The organism is Thermospira aquatica (assembly GCF_023525255.1).
In the GTDB taxonomy this organism is placed as follows: domain Bacteria; phylum Spirochaetota; class Brevinematia; order Brevinematales; family Thermospiraceae; genus Thermospira; species Thermospira aquatica.
The window spans coordinates 551,829-571,909 of sequence record NZ_CP073355.1; the positions used below are offsets into that span (position 1 = coordinate 551,829).

Here is a 20,081-nt window from a genome sequence, read left to right on the forward strand (position 1 = left end):
TCCTCGATTACATACCAATACCGGCCATTTTCAGACCCAGCACTTCCATTTCTTCTTTGGTCATACCAACAGCCCGGAGTCTTTCTCTATTTCCACGCAAGCTCTCAATGGCATTCAGTCCCATACTTCCGAGAACCTCTTTCATCTCAATCTGCCAGGCACGAAGCATGTTGGAAACACGTTCGGTGGCGATTTCAGGGTTCTGTCGTTTTGCCAGGAAGGGATCGTTGGTGGTAATACCCCATGCACAGCGGCCAGTATGACACTGCTGACACATTGTACACCCAACAGCAATGAGCGCTGCGCTAGCGACATACACAGCATCTGCACCGAGAGCAATAGCCTTGAGCGCATCTGCGGCGCTTCGGATACCTCCCGCAGCCACCAGACCTACGTTTTCACGTATACCCTCCTGACGAAGACGGTCGTCAACGACGGCAATAGCAAGTTCGATGGGGATACCCGTATGCTCACGAACAATGGTTGGTGTGGCACCCGTTCCTCCACGGTACCCATCCACAACAATCACATCGGCCCCTGCCCGGGCAATCCCTGAAGCAATGGCTGCAATATTATGCACGGCAGCCACCTTGACACTTACCGGTTTCTCATAACGGGTAGCCTCCTTGAGGGCATAGATAAGCTGACGAAGATCCTCGATCGAATAAATATCGTGGTGGGGCGCAGGAGAAATAGCATCACTTCCCACCGGAATCATACGCGTCTTAGAGATCTCTTCAAGCACCTTCTCTCCAGGAAGATGTCCACCAATACCTGGTTTTGCTCCCTGCCCAATTTTGATCTCTATCGCTCCACCTGCTTTGAGATACTCCTCGTGAACACCGAAACGCCCTGAGGCTACCTGAACAATGGTATTGGGCCCATACTTGTAGAGACTTCGATGCAGCCCCCCCTCTCCTGTACTCCAGTATGTTCCATAAGCCTGAGCGGTAGCAGCCAAAGCTTTTTGTACATTGAGGTTAATTGAACCAAATGACATTGGACCAAAAATGATGGGAATATCCAGTTTCATAAGAGGAGAAAGTTTTGTTGTAAGTTCTACTTTGTTGGCATCACGAGAGACATTCACCTCTCGCCCACGGTTGCCCATATACGTACGAAGTTCCATCGGTTCACGAAGGGGATCGATAGAAGGGTTGGTCACCTGACAGGCATCAAAAAGCATCCTATCAAAATACACAGGCTGGGTCTGCATATCGTTTCCCATACCGGTAAGACCGATCGCACCACTCTCTGCATTGAGGTAGATATTGCGAATCTCGCGCTTGGACCAGTAACCATGAGAACGAAAAGCGCTTGGATTTGGCTGAATAGAAATCGCATCCGTAGGACAATAGGCCTCACATCGATGACATCCCACACATTTACTGTGAATAGAATCTATTCTCTCCCGATCAGGATCCCAAAAGTTTGCCTCAAAGGAACACTGGGTCACACAACCCTGACATTTGATACAACGGTCCTGATCGCGAACAACACGAAAATCGTAGAAATTCGTAACAATTGGCTGATAAAGCATGCTTTTCCTCCTCTGCCTTAACGATCACGGACAGATCGAGTATAGGGATACCCGTTGTCCTCGTATGATGAAGGCACCAGCTGTTTTCGATTCGTGAGCGTATGCCACCCTGGTACATAGTGTTTTCCATAGGGACGCTTACTCACCGGAATGAGTTTGGTAAACGGCACCTTGAGAATCTCTTTCATATCATAGCCAAACTCTCTACAAAAGTTTTCAAGAAGAGGTTTCAGGATCTTCTCATCCTCACTGTCAATATCAAAAGGCTTAGCCTCTTTCCCCAGGGTTGAGGGATCGACTTTACCCCGGATATAAATGCGTCCACCATGCATACCCGTAGAGAGATAATCTCCTGTAAGAGCATCACCCCTGGATGTGTTCAAGCCGAGAAGAACAAGCACCCCTCCGGCCATATACTCGCCAAAAAAGTCTCCCGCACACCCACCAATAACCGCCTTGGGAATAAAGTCCATATACTCCTTCATGTGAATACCCACACGATAACCAACATCGCCTTTGATATAGACCTCTCCACCCCGCATCCCATAAAAAAGCACATCCCCGGCATCACCATGAATAAAGATTTTTCCGGCATTCATCGTATTTCCAACACCATCCTGAGCATTTCCATACACACGAATAGTGGGACCATTCATAAAAGCAGCGAGATCATTTCCCGGTGTGCCATGCACTTCGATAAGAATATCCTCCCCTCGAAGACCATCACCAATGAAACGCTGCCCCAAAACATTGTCAATACGAATGTGCTTTTCGCCATTCTGTACTGCCTCATAGACAAGGGTGTTGAGTTCCCTGTAGTGGAGATTTTTTGCATCTATAACTTTCATGGTTTTCTCCTTATTCTTCGTAGCCTTTGAGAAAAGCAAACACAGGTTCACCCGCTCGTGGATGCCAGATGCGATCGAGATCGGGTTGAATCAACCGGATGGAAGCCTCTTCACTGGATACATAGACTGAATCTCCTTTGTACCCAACCACCATCGGTCTCAATTTACCACGGTCTGCAATAGCCATAAATCCCCCCTCAAACCCAATGATAAAAGCAAAAGGACCATTGAAAAGGAGACCTCCATAAGAAGACCGCAACCGAATATGAAGATCACGTTCCTCAGGAGAAAGCTTATCAATATCCTTCCAAAACTTTGAGGCAAACACCGATGCCACAGCCTTCCAGGGAAGTTTATGTCGGCGCCGGAGAAGATCAACACCATACGCCACAACCTCGGTATCTGTTCTCATCGAACACTCGTACCCAAAACTTTCAAGATAACGGCGATTGATACCATACGAAGAAATCTCTCCATTATGAACCACCGAGTAATTCAACATTGTGAAGGGATGGGCCCCTCCCCACCATCCAGGGGTATTTGTCGGGAAGCGACTATGCGCTATCCACGTGTGCGCCTTGTATTCATCGAGGCGAAAGAAATCCCCAATATCATGGGCTTCTCCTACTCCCTTAAAAGCACCCATGTTCTTTCCACTTGAGAGAACAAAAGCCCCGTTGATATACTTATTGATAGCAATAACCTTCTCTCGCACATAATCATCCGCTTCTTTGAACTGAAGATAGGTTTCAGGTATCTTACAGAAATAACGGTAGAAGAGAGGGGGATTGGTGATGTTCTTGTTGGGTCTGGTAGGGATCTGTTCCTCCAGATCAATGGCAAAAGAAGACTTGATAAAACTCTCCGTCTCCTTGCGAGCCTCATTGTTGTCGTACATCATGTGCAGGGCATAGTGATCCTTGTAGGATTCATACAGCCCGTACACAGCGAAGCCGCCACCAAGTCCATTTCCGCGCTCCCTCATGTGCTCAATAGCACGGATAATATTGTTTCCATCCTCCTTGCGTCCATCGCGGTGAATAAACCCGATGAGTCCACAACCGGATGTGTCTTTTTCCCCATAGGGGATGACGTCCTCATAGGTATAGGGCATATTTTCTCTCCTTACCTTCTGAAAATGAAAGGGCATACAGGATAAAGGGAAAAAGCAAATATTGCAAATTTTTTCCTATTGTTTCTACAAAAAAGAACGTCTAGAGTGTATACTTCATTGTGTGTGATAGACAAAAGATAATCACATGTGTGATAATTAAATAATAAAACCATCACAGGAGGCAAGATATGACTACCACGAAGAATATAGAGCTATTCACACCAAATTTGGCGAGCTTACAGCCATACGTGTTCCAAAAACTTGGAAAGCCGCAGCTGAGAAATATCTTTACCCGTTATTAAGGTGTCAAAATGAGAAGTTTTTGAAAAGAATGTTAAAAAAATTGGGAGTACTATTTTCAGCTTTACTATGAGCAACACTCATGCATAAGAGAAAATATTCACAAGGAGGTTACCGTATGACCAGACACAATTTTCTTGACACAATGAGAACACCATAATACAAGAATAAGTTTTATATGTAACCAGAGAGACGAAAAATAGGGAAAACGCAAAAGACCTGATCTCTTCCTTTGCACCAACACCTACGCAGAGAAAATTTTTCACATAAGGGAAGCCGGAGTATCCCTAAACCCCAAACTTCCCTCGTTGTCACACACGTCAGCACTCAAAATAGCGACAAGACACTCCTTTATTTATCAAGAAGATGTTCATCCCAGAGTTCATTCAGATTGTCTGGATAAAGCTCGAGAACCTTCTTGTAGAGTTTTTCCATACGGTTGACATGGTTCTCGGCACTGAACTTCGAGGAAATACGAAGCGCCTCTTCAGAGAAAAGCTTCAGCTTTTTTTCATCCGTGATGAGGTCTTCAACTATCGCGGTCATGGCTTCGTCGGTATCCGCCATATAGCCGTTTTTCCCTTCTTCAATGAGATCGAGATAGCTATCGTCTCTTCGGGCAACAGAGGGAACACCACAGATCGCAGCCTCAATAAGGGTCATAGGGTGAACCTCCGAAAGCGAAGCTGTCACAAAAAGATTCGCGATAGAGTACAGGCGGTACACCTCCTTCCAGTCAACAAAACCGGTAAAAACTGTCTGCCCTGCCAAACCCAAATCGTTGGCACGCTTCTGAAGCTCTTCATGAGCCGGACCATCCCCAACAAACACCATTTTCACATTTTTGTGTTTTTTCATCACCGGCTCCATGGCGTGGTAAAGCTCAATTACTCGTTTTTCCGGTCCAATACGACCAACAAAGATAAGAATCTTGTCCTCAGGAGAAAGCGAATATCGCTTCCGAAGATCGTGCAGCTCTTCTTGAGTCATGGGTTTTTGTTTAAACTTTACCATATCGATACCATTGGGAATAATCTGCACAGGAATTTCTGGTACCACAAGGTTATCGTACTTTTTTGCTTTAATGGAAGGCGCTACAATCACACTCGTGCCTTTCATATAGAAGCGGAAATACGTTCTCCAGATAGATTTCATCCCGAGAATGAAAGAATAGTTGCTGTACATCTCCCACATCGTATGGGTAGTCGAGATCCGGGGTATACCCAGTTTTCTGGCAGCGTGTTTAGCCGCAAGTCCTACCATAAACTCGGTATGAGAGTGGATAAGTTCTACCTTGTGTTCCTTCAGAAAATTAATAACCTTCTTGTTGTTGACCAGGGCTGCTCCAAACCCCTGCTTCGATCCAAAATCAAGCTCAAGCTGGGGAATAAGGAGAACATCCGGATCCTTATTCTCATAGCCTTTCACCAATACAGAAACAATACAAACATGATGCCCCTTTTTTTCAAGACCTTCCTTTAGCTGTAGGGCAGAAGTAATAACTCCATTCTTCATCGGGGTAAAACAATCAAGGAAAAGGGCAATATTCATAGACTCCTCCTTGTATTTTTATCATACAGAGAAAAGAAAAAAAAAGCAAGGAGAAAATAGCAAAAAGAAGAACCATACGCTGAAAAAATACCTGTCAGCAGAAAAAATGGTGGTTTCTTTCCCCCGTCTGGAAAGCTCAAACACATAAAAGGGTAAAAATTGTCTCTTTTGAGCGTATTCAGCAAAAAAACTCTAAAATACAAAAAAACTATTTCTTCTTTTTCTTATGAATTCTCCAAAAATTCCGATATCTTATAATAACTATGATTACGGTAAGTCATATTGTTTTATCCGAAAAAGAACAATCGATACAAAGTCGGATTGTTCATGTACAGGTTATAGAACGAAGGGAAGATACCTTGCGAATCAGGGTGAATCAAATGGAAACACTTGCGCGTACAACCGAACCGGTGGGAGACGAGTTTCTCGCCCTGGCTGAGATTGTAGAGAGTGAGCATGGTGCAACCATAAAACTTACGCCCCTTGGATGGTTAGAACAAAAAGAACGTCTTTCCCTCCATGAAAAGCGCAATCTCCTCGCTACGGTAAAAGAACATCTCGTTCTCATGGGACTCTCACCGTGGGAGGAATACCTTCCATGGGCATACACTTTAACCAAACATGGCCTTCCTCTCAAGCAATCCCTTCTTCAGCAACTCGTGAGCCTTTCAAGACGATACGATAGCGCTACGATAAACTGGATACTGGAGGCGATGCGCCAGGGATTTATTCTGTCCGAAGAAAGCGCAGACTTCTTGAGACATCTCACATCATGGATCTTCTCCTCCATGCCTGACGAAGAATTTCCCGATACCGCCGAAAAGGTTAAAAAACTGTTTTCTTCGGAGAGAAATATTCCCCTCTGGCTTATAGAAATCTTTGGAGAAGCCCCATGGGTACGCTCTCTTCTTTTTTGTGTGAGATGGGAGAACACGTTAGCCCTTGCCCGTCATCAAAAAGAAAAAAACACCCTTTATTTTCTGATTGAAGAGGCGACATTGGGGCGATGGTATGTGCTTCTCGAATGGACAGAGCAAGCAATTACTGTGGGGATACGTATGGATCCTGGAATATGGGAGGTTTATAAAGACGATCTCGAAAAGTGGGCTCAAGAGAGCGAAAAACGATGGAACATGATCACCCCCCGGCGTGTAAACGTCAAAATTTTTCCATGGGAAAACCCGTGGGAGTTTTTTCTCTCAGAGGAAGAACCATCCATGCGAGGTATTAACCTGTATGTATAACCGATATACATCGAAGGAGGTAAAAAATGAATAAAGCTGTTGCCCTCAAATACGAACCAGAAATGGATGCTGCCCCCAAAATCCTTGCCAAGGGAGAAGGAGAGGTAGGAAAATACATCCTTGAACTCGCCCAAAAAAATCACGTGCCCATTTACAAAAATGATAAGCTGCTTGAATCTCTCTATCGTCTCAAACAAAATGAAGAAATTCCCCCGGAACTCTATCAAATAGTTGCAGAAATTTTCAGTTTCGTGTATGCTTTAAAGAGCAAAAAATAAAAAAAACCAAGGAAAGCTTATATGCCAGAGATGAGACGTATCCCCCTCTCTGACCTGCGGCCGGGCATGATTTTTGACAAATCTCTTTTTGACAGCAATTACAATATCATCCTGCCAGCAAGGAAACCCCTGGATCGAGCCACAATTGGCATGTTGTACAACCGTGGCATCACAGAGGTGAGTACAGCAGGAGAACTTGTTGAAGTAGTTGATGAATCCAAAATCCACCCCAAAAAACACCCAACTCAAACGGAAACAGACGCTCAAAAAAAGGTTATTATAGACAAAGATGCGGCAAAACACATCGAATTCTACAAAAATGCCGTCACCAAAATCAATAACCTCTATCAAAGGTACAAAAAAGGAGAGAGTCTTGACATCAATCAGCTTCAACAACTTGCTCATGAATTTGTCAACACCATCATGGCTGAAAAAAAAGTAGAGGTCTGGATTAATCTCATCAATGCGGCTGGTCGAGGGGATTATCTTTCTCTTCACATTATCAATACGACGATTCTTGCGCTTCTTTTAGGCAAAAAACTGGGATACTCCGCTGTCAAACTCATCAACCTCACCATGGCAGCTCTGTTGTTTGATATTGGAATGCTGAAAATCCCGGCATACATTGTTGAGAAAGAGGAAAAGCTTACCCCGGAAGAATTTAATCAGATCAAAACCCATCCCATTCATAGTTATCAAATTATCGCCCGTGAACTCAGTTTGCCTGTGGAGATCGCCCGTGTGGGCCTGGAACACCATGAACGCTTTGATGGCACAGGCTATCCCCGACACCTCAAAGGACAGGAAATCTCTGAAATGAGTCGCATTATGGCTATAGTAGACACCTACGAGGCTCTCACCAAAAAGCGATCCTACCGTGAAAAGAAAGAATCCTACGATGCCATGAGACTCATCCTCGGTGAAGGCTCTCGAAAGTTTGACCCTGAAATCTTAAAGGTTTTCCTCTCACTTATGTCCGTATATCCTGTAGGAAGCTATGTACAGCTTAACAACAAATGTATAGCTCGTGTCGTTGCTTCCGACAGTGTTTCCCCATTTCGTCCTACGGTGAAGATAGTCCGAGACGAGTTCGGGGATACCGTCGAGGATGGAGAGATTATTCGACTTGCCAAAGAAACAGATCTCTACATCGTCAAGGTTGTTTATTCCAGTGAGATCCAATCAGAGAACAATGCTTCCCTCAGTTAACCATTCCACACTAGGCAAATGGGCCGAGGAAGAGGCTGTCCGTTATCTCAAAAGTCAGGGCGTAGAAATTCTCGCCCAAAATTATCGAACGAAAACAGGAGAAATCGATATTATTGCTCGAGAAAATCAAACACTCCTCCTGATTGAGGTAAAAAGCCGGAAAGCCTCACAGTTGTCCTGGATAGAATATGCCGTTTCTCCTACAAAAATTAAACGAATTTTGAAAACAGCCGAAAAATATATAGAAGAAAACACAGTATCATTTCAAGAGATGCGGGTGGATGTAATATGGCTCATACGAAGCAAAAAGGGTGTCCAGCTGAGACACCACAAGGAGTTCGTGTAGAACCAACGGAGACGTTGGCCGGTTTTGATGATATTATCATCAAAACCCAAAAACGGAAAAATTTTCACCGATTGATTGTCAAGACCAACTCCAGTTCTCTTTCTGAAGAGAGAATGAATGTTTTGCGACAAAAGATCCATGACCCAAATTACATCCGCTTTGCTATTGATAAACTCGCCGAAAATATTAGCCAGGCCCTTCTCGAAGGTTATCTGGAACAAAAGGATAAATAATCATTCTTTTTTCATTTTTTTAAAAAAACATTTTTTCAGTTAAAGTATTGACTTTTTCACAAAGATAGTCTATACTATCAAAGGGGAAAGATAAATAATCAGGGAGAAATCGTATGGGTAGACTCTACGATAGTTTGCCGGACAGTTTTCTCAAAAAGGTACTTGCAGGTGAGGACAGTGAAATTGTAGAAAACCTTCTCTCCCTCAAAAAGCAATACGAAACAGAGACAGATAAAGAACGGAAAACTGTTTTTCGCGATCGTTTTGCCAACGCTATCTGGAACCTCTACTATGCCATTGGCCAGAAAATGAGTCCCAACACCCCAAAAGAAAAACGCCTCTTTATCCGATATGGAATTCTCGATCTCCGGTATCTCCAACCGGAAGATCAAAAACTCATCCTTTCTCTTCCGTTTGAAGAACATGATCCCGATAATAGTGTTTTTTACGTTGATGAGTGGCTTATCGAGGTCCTCTCCGGCAATATCAAACCCAGTATGACTGATGAACGCCCTAAAACAAGCGCTCAAAAAAAAGACGATGCCATGCAGGCAAAATTTGAGCGTATGACAGGAGCTCTCGAAGCCGAACGCAACGTTTATCAATCTGCCCTTGAGAGACGCCGTATACTTGAAGAAAATCTCCAGAGCATGGTAGCTCAGATTATTCAACATACCACCGAACCACTCCTCAATCTCCCTGATACCTACACCGAGTCCCAACTCAAAAGCCTCGACGATCTCCTTGAACTTGCCCGGGACCTCAAAAAAGCTGACAAAGAGCTTGTCGTTACCAAAAACTCTTATGCCAAACACTACGAGGAGCTTGAAAAGGTTCAGCAAGAACTTAACATGGAAGTAGACGAAAAGATCACCTACACGGTGGATAAACACACCGCCGAAAACGAACTGAATACCATCCGTCAGATGATCAAGATGACAGTGGGAAGACAGGGGAATCATTTTCCTGCCCTCTCCAGCACGATGATGCCAAGAGAAACTCGGGATTTTAATTTTAAGCTCAAGACGCTCGAAAGACTTCGTCAGGTAGAAGAGCTTGATTATACTCTTTTTCAGCGTACCTTTCGTCAGCATACCAACCGTGTCCCACCGTACGTGATCCTTGTGCCGGGTTATGGAACCTATGGGATGTGCTGGGAACCCTATGATCGTTATAACAAAGCAACGAGTAAAGGACGCGTCGCTATCCCTATCTTCAGTAAAAACCCCATGTTTTCGATCGTTATGGCTATGGGAGATTTTCGCTGGCAGGTCGCCAAAGAGTTTGCCGGTTATCACTGGATGGATGAAGGACTCTCGGGGAAATACTACGAATATATCTCTTCTAACAAGATCAAAGGGGATATCAAGCTCAATTTCATCAATGATTATATCCTCTGGATGACCAAAGAAAGCGAGGGTATTCAGAAACTCGCAGACAATGATGTGCGGTTTATTTTCTGGCGATATGTTCCATTCCCCGACAAGCTCAAAGAGGACCTCAGCAAAAGAGGTTACTATTATGACAAACTCTACAAAAACGAGCTCAGTTATCGGATGTCTCAGGGCAAGTAAATGTACCTTGGTGACCTTCGTTCATGTTCTTTAGAAAGTCTCGATTTTATCACGAACCGACAAAAAAGAATTCTTCAAAAATTTGGCTTTGAAAGTGTTTATGATCTGATAACCTATTTCCCATTCCGTTACGAGGATCGCAAGGAAATTGCTTCTATTGAAAAAAGCCTCTTATGGCAAAAACCAGTGACAACAATTGTACGTGTAATAGAACACGATCATATTTACTTTCAAAATAAACGACACCCCAAGATCATCATCCAGGATGATACGATGCGGGCTGCTCTTGTAGGATTTCATAGACCGTATCTGAGTAAAAATCTTCGTATTGGGGAAAAGTACTGGATTTATGCTCAGTTTACCATGAAGTACAATGAAATCCAGACATCAAGTTTTGAATTCGAGCCTTATCAGGAGAATGTTCAACCCAAGAATTTTGGCAGGATTTTCCCCATTTACCGATTGCCTGGAGAACTTTCTCTCAAAGAGTTTCACACGATTCTTAAGAAACTGCTTGACAGTTATCTTCCCCAGATGGAGGATGAGATCCCCGTCTATGCTGTTACAGGACATAAACTTCTCACAAAAGAAGAGGCGTACAGGGAGATACACTTTCCGACTGATCAGAAGCTTTTATATCGTGCTCGTCTCCGTATTGCTTATGAAGAGATCTTTGGGATACAGATTGCTATCCAGCTAAAACGAAGGGCTGTCTCCTCGTATACCAAGCCAGCCCGCTATCAAAAGAGAGAGAAAACAGATGCTCTCATAGGTGAACTTCCCTTTGCTCTGACAAATGACCAAAAAAAAGCCATGGAAGAGATTTTTCACGATCTCTGTTCTCCCCATCCGATGCACCGTCTCTTACAGGGAGATGTAGGAGCAGGAAAAACTGTGGTGGCTTTTTTTGCGATGCTTCTGGCAGCCGAAAATCATCATCAGGCCGCACTTTTAGCACCTACAGAATCCCTGGCGTTTCAGCACTATGAAAATCTTGTTCGGATGGTCAAAGACAGGGTAGATGTTGCCCTTCTTACCTCGAGTACCACGCTCGCCGAACGGAAAAATATCCTTGCTCGTCTGAAGAGTGGAGATATTGCGCTCATTGTGGGCACACATGCCCTTTTGCAACCCGATGTGGTTTTTTCTGATTTAACAACGGTGGTTTTTGATGAACAGCACAAATTTGGAGTGGAACAACGTATTGCACTGGCAAAAAAAGGCAATCATCCAGACATGCTTGTCATGACCGCTACCCCTATCCCTCGTACCATTGCTCTCACCCTCTATGGTGACCTTGATATCTCCATCATCAGACAAAAACCCAGCGACCGTCTTCCTGTTCGTACACACTGGATCCGCCCTTCCGAATACCACCAGATGCGTGAATTTATAAGAAAACAACTCGAACAGGGAAGACAGGCTTTCTTTGTGTATCCCGTCATTGAGGCTTCGGAAAAACTCGAATTAAAAAGTCTTGAACACTACTATCATCAAATCAGGGAGTGGTTCAAACCCTTTTCAGCTGTTCTCCTTCATGGAAAAATGTCCACAGAAGACAAGATGGTCTCTCTTGAGAGCTTTCGCTCGGGGCGAGCCCCTATCCTTGTCTCAACCCTTGTGATAGAAGTGGGTATTGATGTCCCCAACGCCACAGTGATGGTCATTGAATCGGCAGAGAGATTCGGACTCTCACAACTTCACCAGCTCCGTGGCCGCGTGGGAAGAGGACGACACCAAAGTTTTTGTTTTCTGGTTACTGAAGAGGATATTACCCCCGAGGGGAAGGAAAGAATGGAAATCATGTGCCGTACGGAAGATGGTTTTGAAATTGCAGAGGCAGACTTCAAACAACGAGGACCTGGAGAAATTCTCGGGGTACGACAATCAGGTCTTCCCGAACTCAAGGTGGCCAATCTGTACGATCACCGTTTCCTTGCAATGTGTACTGAGGACGCTAGACGGATTATCAGTTACGACCCACAACTTACCCTTCCTAAACACCAGGGCATTGTACAAGGAATTTTGAGGTTTTTACCGCTCGATTACCTTCGTTCTGGCTGACACTGACACCACGTTTCGTAAGCCTTTTTCTCCATCTCTTGAAAACGTTTGTTTCGATTCTCAAGTTCTGTAAAATCTATCCCCTCTGCAAGAAACTCTGGACCATCCACACAAACATGGTAAATTTTTCCATGAATAGAAACCCTACACGAGCCACACATTCCTGTCCCATCAACCATGATTGAAGTCAGACTCACATAGGTTGGAAGATTATACTTTGCGGCTATTTTTGTTACGGCTTCCATCATCCTGTTCGGACCAATGGCTTTGACAAAAGCGACCTCAGAAGCATGCTCCTGTAAATAGGTCTCCAGGGCATCCGTCACAAACCCCTTGACACCACAGGAACCATCATTGGTCGCTATCAACACACGATCAGAATGACGTTCAAACTCATCGCGAAAAAGGAGAAGATCCTCGGTTCTGGCCCCAATAACAGAAACAACAAGAGTGCCAACGGCTCGAAAAGCATACATTTCCGGTAAAATAATGGCTGCTCCCAGCCCTCCCGATACCAGGACAACGGTTTTATCGAGTTTTTCAATATGAGAAGGTTTGCCAAGAGGTCCCAAAACTGCATGGAGTTTCTGACCTGGCTGCAAGGTGGACAAAAGTACCGTCGTTTTCCCCACTACCTGATACACCAGAGTAATAATATTTGTTTTGGGGTCCGCCCGATTGATGGTAAGAGGAATCCTCTCTCCCGTTTCCAAAGGAATAACTATCACAAATTGACCTGTTTTTGCATGAGAAGCAATCCTCGGTTCATAAAAAGAAAGCCGAAAGACACCTGGTGCCACAGACTCATGGGAAACAATCTCATCAATCACCATACGTTATTGCTCCAGTTTATTCTGGAAGATAGAGCGCATCAATATCGTTGAATCACTTTTCCCTCCTTGAGACCATGAGACACGCAAAGCAACAAGAATATCATCTCGTACAAACTTGTCTGAAGCGAGATCTAAAGAAAAACTCAACAAAGCTTCTGAGGTCTCTCCTGGAGCCAGCGTATTCCAATCCAAGCGAGGTGTTCCATTGAGACGAACCATTCTGGTAGGGATATATTCCACAGAAAGCTTCTCCAGAGGAAGAAGAGAACGATTTTGAAGCCGAAGACGAACGAGAAAAGTATTGGCGTTCGTGTCTACGGATCTTGGAGTTACCACATCAATATCCAAAGGAAATGAGGTAAAGATCTCACGAATTCTACGAAAACTTTCCCCTGCCCCCATAAGCCATTCGATCGGATTATACGGTCCCCGGTTTCCGTACATTGCCTTGTAGAAATTTACCGCCAAACCCAGAGAAGGTTCGGATGAAACCGTATTTTTCACCACGTGTTCATTCATGGCAACAAAACCATCTATAGGGAGAGTTCTTTCACTGGAAAGATAAAAATTCTGATATTGCACCTGATTGACCCAAACAATACGGGAAAGATAGAGTCGAATAGCGCTATGTTCCAAAAGTTGTTTCCCTCTATCTAAAAACTCTCTGTAAGACATCTTGAGCTGAACAACAAAAAAGTCAAACCCCGCCTGAGCTAAAACCTCAAGCATGTCTGGTCTCGCCTCAAGTTCCTCCCAGTTAAGCACATAGAATAAAGGTTTACGAATAGGCCCCAGAATATCACGAAGCCTACTAACAAGGTAGTAGCGCTTCCATTGGGTAAAAACCTGGTAGTTTTGCTGGTTCTCAATATAATTCCGCGCGAAAGCAAATTTTTGTTCCCACGTCCTGTTTGTCCAGTCATCGGGGAGCCTTGAAACCATAGTCTCCACAAAAGGAATCGCAAGCTCCATCGCATAGTTATCCGGCAAGAGAAAATCCGAGAGTCCGACATACGAAACACTCTCCTGTTGACTCAAGGAGTTCAAGAGAGCAGCCAAAGAACGATAACGAGATTCTACTTGAAACGATATGGTACTCACATCCCGTACCCACTGGTTGTCTTTTTGATACCAGGAAGACTCATAACCTGTACCACTAATCAAATTCCCATCTCCGCGAAATGCTTTCACCCAGATGCCGCAACTCCTTCCCTGTCCCGATGCCCATCGACTGATCGTCAGAGATTCCTGAAGTTTCTGATTGTTCCAGGGGTCCTGGAGAGAATATTCCTCCATAAAACGTGTCACTCCCCCCATCACAAACACCCCATCAACGTTAAGAAGCGACATCCATTGGGGAAGGGTGTTCCAGTCCCGCTCCTCATTATCAACACTCAAAAGACTCCGCCTTGAAAGACTCTCCATCTCCTCTATAAAAAAGAAGGTCATGCCCTGGCGTATATTCCGAAGGCTTGGCCTTTGTCTCAGAAACACCTCTCGTTCTACGACAATAGGCTCTGCAGGATCCTGAAACTGAGCACTCGCCACGAAGCGCACCGTATCCGGATTTTCTTCAAGGGAAGGATACCACAGACCTCGCCAATCCCCTGTCTCCTGGTCATACTGGAGCCAGAGTTCATCATATCCCCGAATATCACGGAGGATCCTCCCTGTTCCATCCTTTACCTGAACTCGAATGAAAACATTAGAAACAACTGTGAGTTTTTTTCTGTCCCTCACAATGACTGAAAAAGGTATAGGTTCATAACGTAAAAAACTTCCCTTGTTAAATTGAAGAGTGATTTCATACTTCTGTGAAGTCGCAAAAGAAAAAGGCTCACTCGTTGAAATAGCCGTAGAGAAATACTTCTGAAAAAAAACCTGCCAGAAGGAGTAAAAAACATTTCCTACACTCAGGACAAGAATCATAACAACAAGGAAAATCCAGGAAAGAGTAAGAAAAAACCGTTTCATTGTATACTCCCCATTTATTCTTTGATTTTAGAATAGAGGTCATGAAGAGGAAGAAAAGAAACGAGACTCAGGAGAATCACCCACCCTGCCCCGAAAAGCCACATCCACCGAACATAGGGAGCGAATACTCGATACATAATCAGCACAAACCCCATCCCCATAAAGAAAACCACAAATTCGGTAAAAAGGATCAAGAGATACACAAGAAGTGCCTTTTTCATGCTTTCCTCCTTCACATGAGAGTAATATTATAAAGCTAAAAGGGAGAAAAATCCAAAAATGCGAATTGCTTCATAATAAAAGTACTCGAAAAGGGAACGCTATTGCAAAATAAAAAAGTACTCCAAATCTGTGTATAAAATAATCCAGTTCATGGCTCGACAAGCTCGCCAACCGTGGCTCGACAGGCTCGCCAACCGGAATTGGGGTGGCGATGTTTGAAAGGAGACCTATTTACAGGGAAACGGCGAAATGATATGCTGAGCTTGTCGAAGCAGAGTATCAAAAAGCCAGCAAAAAGGAGAAAAAGGAGATACTGGATTATTTTGTGAGGATAACAGGCCTAAAAAATCGAAACTATGCCGCCAGGCTCTTGAGGCAGCACGGAAAAACCATCTATGTAGGCAAGAAAAATTACCTTAAAGCCGACATAGCCAAGAAGGGCAAAAGACCTGGCAGAAAGAAAAAATTCGGCGAAGAGGAACTAAAACTTCTAAAAAAGGTCTGGGAAATTGAAAACTACATGTGTGGCAAACGCTTAAAGCCGATTCTCAATGAAGTTTTAGATAATCTCTTAGCAAACGGGCATCTCCACGGTTCTCCACAGGCTATAGAAAACTTGCGCCATATAAGTGCCTCAAGTATTGACCGACTTTTGAAACATGAGCGTAAAAAGCTTGAGATAAAAGGACGAAAAGGTACAAAGCCTGGAACGTTGTTAAAGCAACAAATAGCTATACGCACGTGGGCAGAGTGGGATGAAAATTGCCCTGGTTTTATGGAGATTGATCTGGTTGCCCATGAGGGGAGAAATAGCCCAGGGGAGATTTTGCTCAAACATTAAAAGGTGGATGTTTGGAGCGGTTGGACAGAGCTTGTGGCAATCAAAACAAGGCTTCAAAATGGGTAAGAGAAGCCATATAGAAAAGTCAAAGGAAGACTTCCTTTTGATTTACGGGGAATTGATTCTGATACGGTGCTGAATTTATTAATCATCCTCTGCGTGATTGGTGTGAGAAGCACCAGATAAAATTTACAAGGGGTAGCTCCCGTTCCAATGATAACTGCTACGTTGAGCAGAAAAACTATTCCATAGTCCGCCAGAATGTTGGATACTTCCGCTACGATACCGAGGAAGAAGTCTACTACTTGAACCGACTCTATGCGTATCTCAGGCTTTATGCCAACTTTTTTCAACCGGTTATGAAAATGACAGAGAAAAAGAGAATCGGAAGCAAGGTGCAAAAGAAGCATGATGATATTAAAACTCCCTACCAGCGGCTTTTAGAAAGCTCTTATGTAAGTGAGGCACAAAAGGAACGCCTAACAAGGCTTTATAAGGCTCTCGATTTGTTTCACCTAAGACAAAAAATTACGGCTTGCCAGAGAAAACTTTTCAGCCTTCAAAAGAAAAAGAATGTAAAAAACAAAAATTTGGAGGAAACTGTATGGAATTTTTGAGTACTTTTTTTTATGAGGCAATGATTCGAATTTCGAGTACTTTTTTATTTGACGCAACGGGAAATGTCCCTCAAGTGTCACAACAATACATCAAGAACCAACAAAAAGTCCCCTTTTGTACCAAAGAAGTAAATGGAAAACAAAAATCCGTCAAATAAAACCATCTAAAAAACGTAGCTTTTAAACATGCTATTATCACAAGCGAAGAGTGGTTTTTGGGCGGCAACCAGGACTACAAAAAGGTAACAGCATCTCACGTTTTTCAGGAAAACTTCCTATTACTTTATCGCAAAGCGAGTCCAAAGGCCAAAAAACTATAAAAAACTGTCCCTTTGAGAATTTCAGGTTAAACGTTTAACCAATGCTTTTTTCAATCTGATGCAAAAATGAAAAGAAATAGCAAGAATCGCTTATCGCCCGTCTCACCCTGCAAAAGACGTAACCATACGCAACCCCAAGATTGTTATTCCCTTGACAAGCGCTTGTTTCTCGTATAAGAGACAAAAATTTTGACCTTAGAAAAACTTTCATCAAGCGTTCAGCCTATCTTTTCAAGAAGGATAACAAAAGCACGCAATCAAGGCATATCAAGACATGCCTCCACCATGGAAAACTTGCTATTTTCCCCTCTTTGTGCTATGATGAGAAAAAGGAGAAAATATGGTTTATAAAATCGCCATTGTTGAAGACGAGGCGATTGTCGCTCATAGCATTGAACAAAAACTTCTCAAGCTTGGATACGAAGTAAGTGGCGTCTTTCATAAGGCAGAGGATCTTTTTGTCTTTCTTGAACAAAAATCTGTCGATCTTATTCTCATGGACATTCTCCTCCAGAATGGCATCAGTGGAATTGAGGCAGCAGAGCAGATTCTCCATCGTTACCACATTCCTGTTATCTATCTCACCGCTTTTTCAGACGATGCTACACTCCAAAAGGCCGCCCGTACTGAACCCTACGGTTATCTTATAAAACCCTTTAACGACAGGGAACTCAAAGCCACGGTAGAAATGGCTCTCTACAAAGCTGGGGCAACCAAAGAACTTGTTTACCGGGAGGCACGATGGAAAGCCGTATTTGTCCATATGCGCGAGGGAATGGTGGTAACAGACAACAGGGGGCAAATCATCTCTGTCAACCCTGCTATGGAATCCCTCGTGAATCTTCCAGCCGCTGCAATGGAAAACAAGAGCCTTGATGAGCTTTTTATTTTTTCTCCAACAGGAACAGGCGAACGCACATTTTACCTCCAGGTCAAATCGGAAAACATCCGTATTCCTGTCCACTGGATCTCCTCACTCATATCAGATGATTTGGGACAAACATTAGGAAGCGTACACATCTTTCATGACATACGAGATCAGTTTGCCTATGAGAATGCTCTCATAGAAAGTGAGGAACGCTATCGTCGTCTCGTGGAGTATCAAACAGACTGGATCGTTCGATTAGACGAAAGTGGTTCCATACGGTATGCCAACCATGCCATGGCGGATGCTCTGGGATGGGAAAAAGAACAGATCATCAATCAAAATTTTTTTGATATTGTACCCAGTATGGACAGAGAAAACTGGAGAAAACTTTTTGACTCCCTTACAGAACCCTCAGAAGTAAAAAGTGTTCTCCTCGATTATGAAAAAAACGGAAGACGCTACGTTATTGAATGGTGTTTCCGATGCGTTCATCCAACAAATAGAACAAAAACCTGTAAAGAATATCAGGGAGTGGGAAGAGATATCACCCTTCTCCGGGAAACCGAGGAAGCTCTCAGAGAAGAGGATGAGTTTCTCAAACGGATTCTCACGACGATCGATGAAGCGGTTGTCATCACTGATGAAAAGGGAAGAATCGAGTTTACAAATCCTCGAGGAAGAGAAATAGTAGGAACAATCGAAGAAAAAAAAACCTATCTCATCGATATCCTCTCGTTTACCACACAATTTGGTGAAGAGGTGAAAGATTTTGAAAAACTCTGTCACAAAGCAAGTTCACTCCCTGCTGCCGTATGGGTGATCACTAACCAATACAACAGACGTTATGAGGTTATGCTGGATATCTCAAGCCTCAGGCGAGAAGACAAAGGGAAAACCGAATGGCTCTTTCTCATGACCGATCTCACCCTTTTCAACAAACTCCAACAGGAATTTTACCGCATCCAGCGATTTGAGGCGATGGAGGTACTGGCTGGTGGTATAGCCCACGATTTCAACAACATTCTGACCGTCATCATGGGGAATATCTCACTCCTCCGATTGCAGCTAGGAGAGAATAACAATACTCTCACCGGTTATCTTCAGGAGGCTGAAGAAGCTTGTGAAAGGGCAAAAAAACTTACCTCCCAGATGCTTTCATTCTCTCACGGTGGCTCCCCTATGCTCAAACAGGAAAACATTCTCAAGATGCTTGAAGATACTGTGCGTTTTATGCTTCAGGGCTCTTCTATCACATGGAAAATCAACCAGCTCACAGAAAACGTCACCATTCCCGTGGATATTACCCAACTGGGACAGGTGATCCAGAACCTGGTGCTCAATGCTCGTGAAGCCATGGACAACAGCGGAGAAATAGTCATCTCTCTCGAAAAAATTGAAGCCTCCCACATCCAGCAAAGAATTCCTGAACCACTGCCCAATATTACCCATTATCTCCGTATTACCATCCAGGACACAGGACCAGGTATCGATCCGGAAATTCTTCCTCGCATCTTTGACCCCTACGTGTCCACAAAATCCCGAGGAAGCGGTTTAGGACTTGCGATTGTCTATACCATTATTCGCAGACACCATGGCCTTATCGAGGTAGCGTCAGAACCCGGGAAAGGAACTACCTTCTTCATCTACCTTCCCCTCTACCAAGTAGAGGAAGAACCTTCCTCCAAAGAAACAGATCAATTAAACACCTTTCCTTCAGGAAATGGTAAACGGATTTGGATTCTTGATGATGAAGTAGGGATTGTAAAAGTTCTTGAAAAAACCCTTAGACAACAAAACTACGAGGTAAAGAGTTTCCAGAAAGCAAGCGACTTTCTCGCAAGGATAGAAGAAATCGCACCTCAGGACCTCGTTATCATGGACATCACCATTCCAGGTGACATCAGCGTGGAAAAAAGACTTGAAAAACTCTTCCAAACCTCCCCAAAAACAAAGGTAATCTTAATCAGCGGTTACACCCAAAAAAACTTTCACATACCAGAAGGACAAGCTATCGCCTACCTCACAAAACCCTTTAGCGTTCAACAGATACTGCAAAAGATAGACGAGGTCCTTACAGAAAACTCTTCATCAGCTTGACAAATCGA

At 43.8% G+C, this 20,081-nt stretch carries 16 protein-coding genes and 2 pseudogenes; 11 read left to right on the top strand and 7 right to left on the bottom strand.

The window, feature by feature from the left end; all coding sequences use genetic code 11:
• Nucleotides 1–7: 7 nt before the first annotated feature.
• The 3 genes from KDW03_RS02740 to KDW03_RS02750 are packed head-to-tail and all read right to left on the bottom strand — an operon-like array spanning nucleotide 8 to nucleotide 3,502.
• Nucleotides 8–1,540 carry a glutamate synthase-related protein gene (locus KDW03_RS02740; protein WP_271435869.1) on the bottom strand — a complete coding sequence of 511 codons (1,533 nt, stop codon included), beginning with the start codon at nucleotides 1,538–1,540 and terminating at the stop codon, nucleotides 8–10.
• Between the two features lie 17 nt (nucleotides 1,541–1,557).
• Nucleotides 1,558–2,388 (bottom strand): GltB/FmdC/FwdC-like GXGXG domain-containing protein, encoded by an 831-nt coding sequence (locus KDW03_RS02745; protein ID WP_271435870.1) that lies wholly within the window; start codon nucleotides 2,386–2,388, stop codon nucleotides 1,558–1,560.
• 10 nt (nucleotides 2,389–2,398) lie between these two features.
• On the bottom strand, nucleotides 2,399–3,502 hold the full coding sequence (locus KDW03_RS02750) for a class II glutamine amidotransferase (RefSeq protein ID WP_271435871.1): 1,104 nt from the start codon (nucleotides 3,500–3,502) through the stop codon (nucleotides 2,399–2,401).
• Nucleotides 3,503–3,767: 265 nt separating this feature from the next.
• On the opposite strand from KDW03_RS02750, the pseudogene KDW03_RS12520 reads away from it, so the two are divergent.
• Nucleotides 3,768–3,924: pseudogene (locus tag KDW03_RS12520) on the top strand (IS256 family transposase); the annotation flags it as partial.
• Between the two features lie 229 nt (nucleotides 3,925–4,153).
• Here the strand turns inward: KDW03_RS12520 and KDW03_RS02755 are convergent.
• Complete coding sequence (locus KDW03_RS02755) at nucleotides 4,154–5,353, bottom strand: glycosyltransferase (RefSeq protein WP_271435872.1); 1,200 nt, start codon at nucleotides 5,351–5,353, stop codon at nucleotides 4,154–4,156.
• Nucleotides 5,354–5,712: 359 nt separating this feature from the next.
• Here KDW03_RS02755 and KDW03_RS02760 point away from each other — a divergent pair, with 359 nt between their 5' ends.
• The 7 genes from KDW03_RS02760 to recG all read left to right on the top strand — a co-directional run bounded on the left by KDW03_RS02760 (nucleotide 5,713) and on the right by recG (nucleotide 12,301).
• A complete protein-coding gene (locus tag KDW03_RS02760) occupies nucleotides 5,713–6,597 on the top strand; it encodes a hypothetical protein (RefSeq protein ID WP_271435873.1) in 885 nt (294 codons plus the stop codon).
• 26 nt (nucleotides 6,598–6,623) lie between these two features.
• Complete coding sequence (locus KDW03_RS02765) at nucleotides 6,624–6,875, top strand: EscU/YscU/HrcU family type III secretion system export apparatus switch protein (protein WP_271435874.1); 252 nt, start codon at nucleotides 6,624–6,626, stop codon at nucleotides 6,873–6,875.
• Between the two features lie 21 nt (nucleotides 6,876–6,896).
• A complete protein-coding gene (locus KDW03_RS02770; protein WP_271435875.1) occupies nucleotides 6,897–8,084 on the top strand; it encodes an HD-GYP domain-containing protein in 1,188 nt (395 codons plus the stop codon).
• The gene (locus KDW03_RS12330; RefSeq protein WP_408648338.1) at nucleotides 8,068–8,430 is read left to right on the top strand and encodes a YraN family protein; all 363 of its coding nucleotides are present in this window, start codon (nucleotides 8,068–8,070) and stop codon (nucleotides 8,428–8,430) included. Before KDW03_RS02770 ends, KDW03_RS12330 begins: the two co-directional genes overlap by 17 nt.
• Nucleotides 8,373–8,663, top strand: coding sequence for a hypothetical protein (locus KDW03_RS02775; RefSeq protein WP_271435876.1), 291 nt, complete (start codon nucleotides 8,373–8,375; stop codon nucleotides 8,661–8,663). The genes KDW03_RS12330 and KDW03_RS02775 overlap by 58 nt, the downstream gene beginning before the upstream one ends.
• A gap of 113 nt (nucleotides 8,664–8,776) precedes the next feature.
• Entirely contained in the window at nucleotides 8,777–10,237 is a 1,461-nt protein-coding gene (locus KDW03_RS02780) for a hypothetical protein (protein WP_271435877.1), read from the top strand.
• A complete protein-coding gene (gene recG, locus KDW03_RS02785) occupies nucleotides 10,238–12,301 on the top strand; it encodes an ATP-dependent DNA helicase RecG (protein ID WP_271435878.1) in 2,064 nt (687 codons plus the stop codon).
• Here the strand turns inward: recG and KDW03_RS02790 are convergent.
• The 3 genes from KDW03_RS02790 to KDW03_RS02800 are packed head-to-tail and all read right to left on the bottom strand — an operon-like array spanning nucleotide 12,283 to nucleotide 15,329.
• Nucleotides 12,283–13,134 (bottom strand): sulfide/dihydroorotate dehydrogenase-like FAD/NAD-binding protein, encoded by an 852-nt coding sequence (locus KDW03_RS02790; protein ID WP_271435879.1) that lies wholly within the window; start codon nucleotides 13,132–13,134, stop codon nucleotides 12,283–12,285. The genes recG and KDW03_RS02790 overlap by 19 nt on opposite strands.
• Nucleotides 13,135–13,137: 3 nt before the next feature.
• Entirely contained in the window at nucleotides 13,138–15,108 is a 1,971-nt protein-coding gene (locus KDW03_RS02795) for a hypothetical protein (protein WP_271435880.1), read from the bottom strand.
• Nucleotides 15,109–15,122: 14 nt separating this feature from the next.
• Nucleotides 15,123–15,329 carry a hypothetical protein gene (locus KDW03_RS02800; RefSeq protein ID WP_271435881.1) on the bottom strand — a complete coding sequence of 69 codons (207 nt, stop codon included), beginning with the start codon at nucleotides 15,327–15,329 and terminating at the stop codon, nucleotides 15,123–15,125.
• A gap of 278 nt (nucleotides 15,330–15,607) precedes the next feature.
• Here KDW03_RS02800 and KDW03_RS12335 point away from each other — a divergent pair.
• The 3 genes and pseudogenes from KDW03_RS12335 to KDW03_RS02820 form a co-directional block, all read left to right on the top strand.
• A pseudogene (locus tag KDW03_RS12335) lies at nucleotides 15,608–16,788 on the top strand (hypothetical protein); the annotation flags it as partial.
• A complete protein-coding gene (locus KDW03_RS02815; RefSeq protein WP_271435883.1) occupies nucleotides 16,776–16,946 on the top strand; it encodes a hypothetical protein in 171 nt (56 codons plus the stop codon). The pseudogene KDW03_RS12335 and the gene KDW03_RS02815, both read left to right, overlap by 13 nt.
• 502 nt (nucleotides 16,947–17,448) lie before the next feature.
• On the top strand, nucleotides 17,449–20,073 hold the full coding sequence (locus tag KDW03_RS02820) for a response regulator (protein WP_271435884.1): 2,625 nt from the start codon (nucleotides 17,449–17,451) through the stop codon (nucleotides 20,071–20,073).
• The last annotated feature ends 8 nt before the right edge of the window (nucleotides 20,074–20,081 follow it).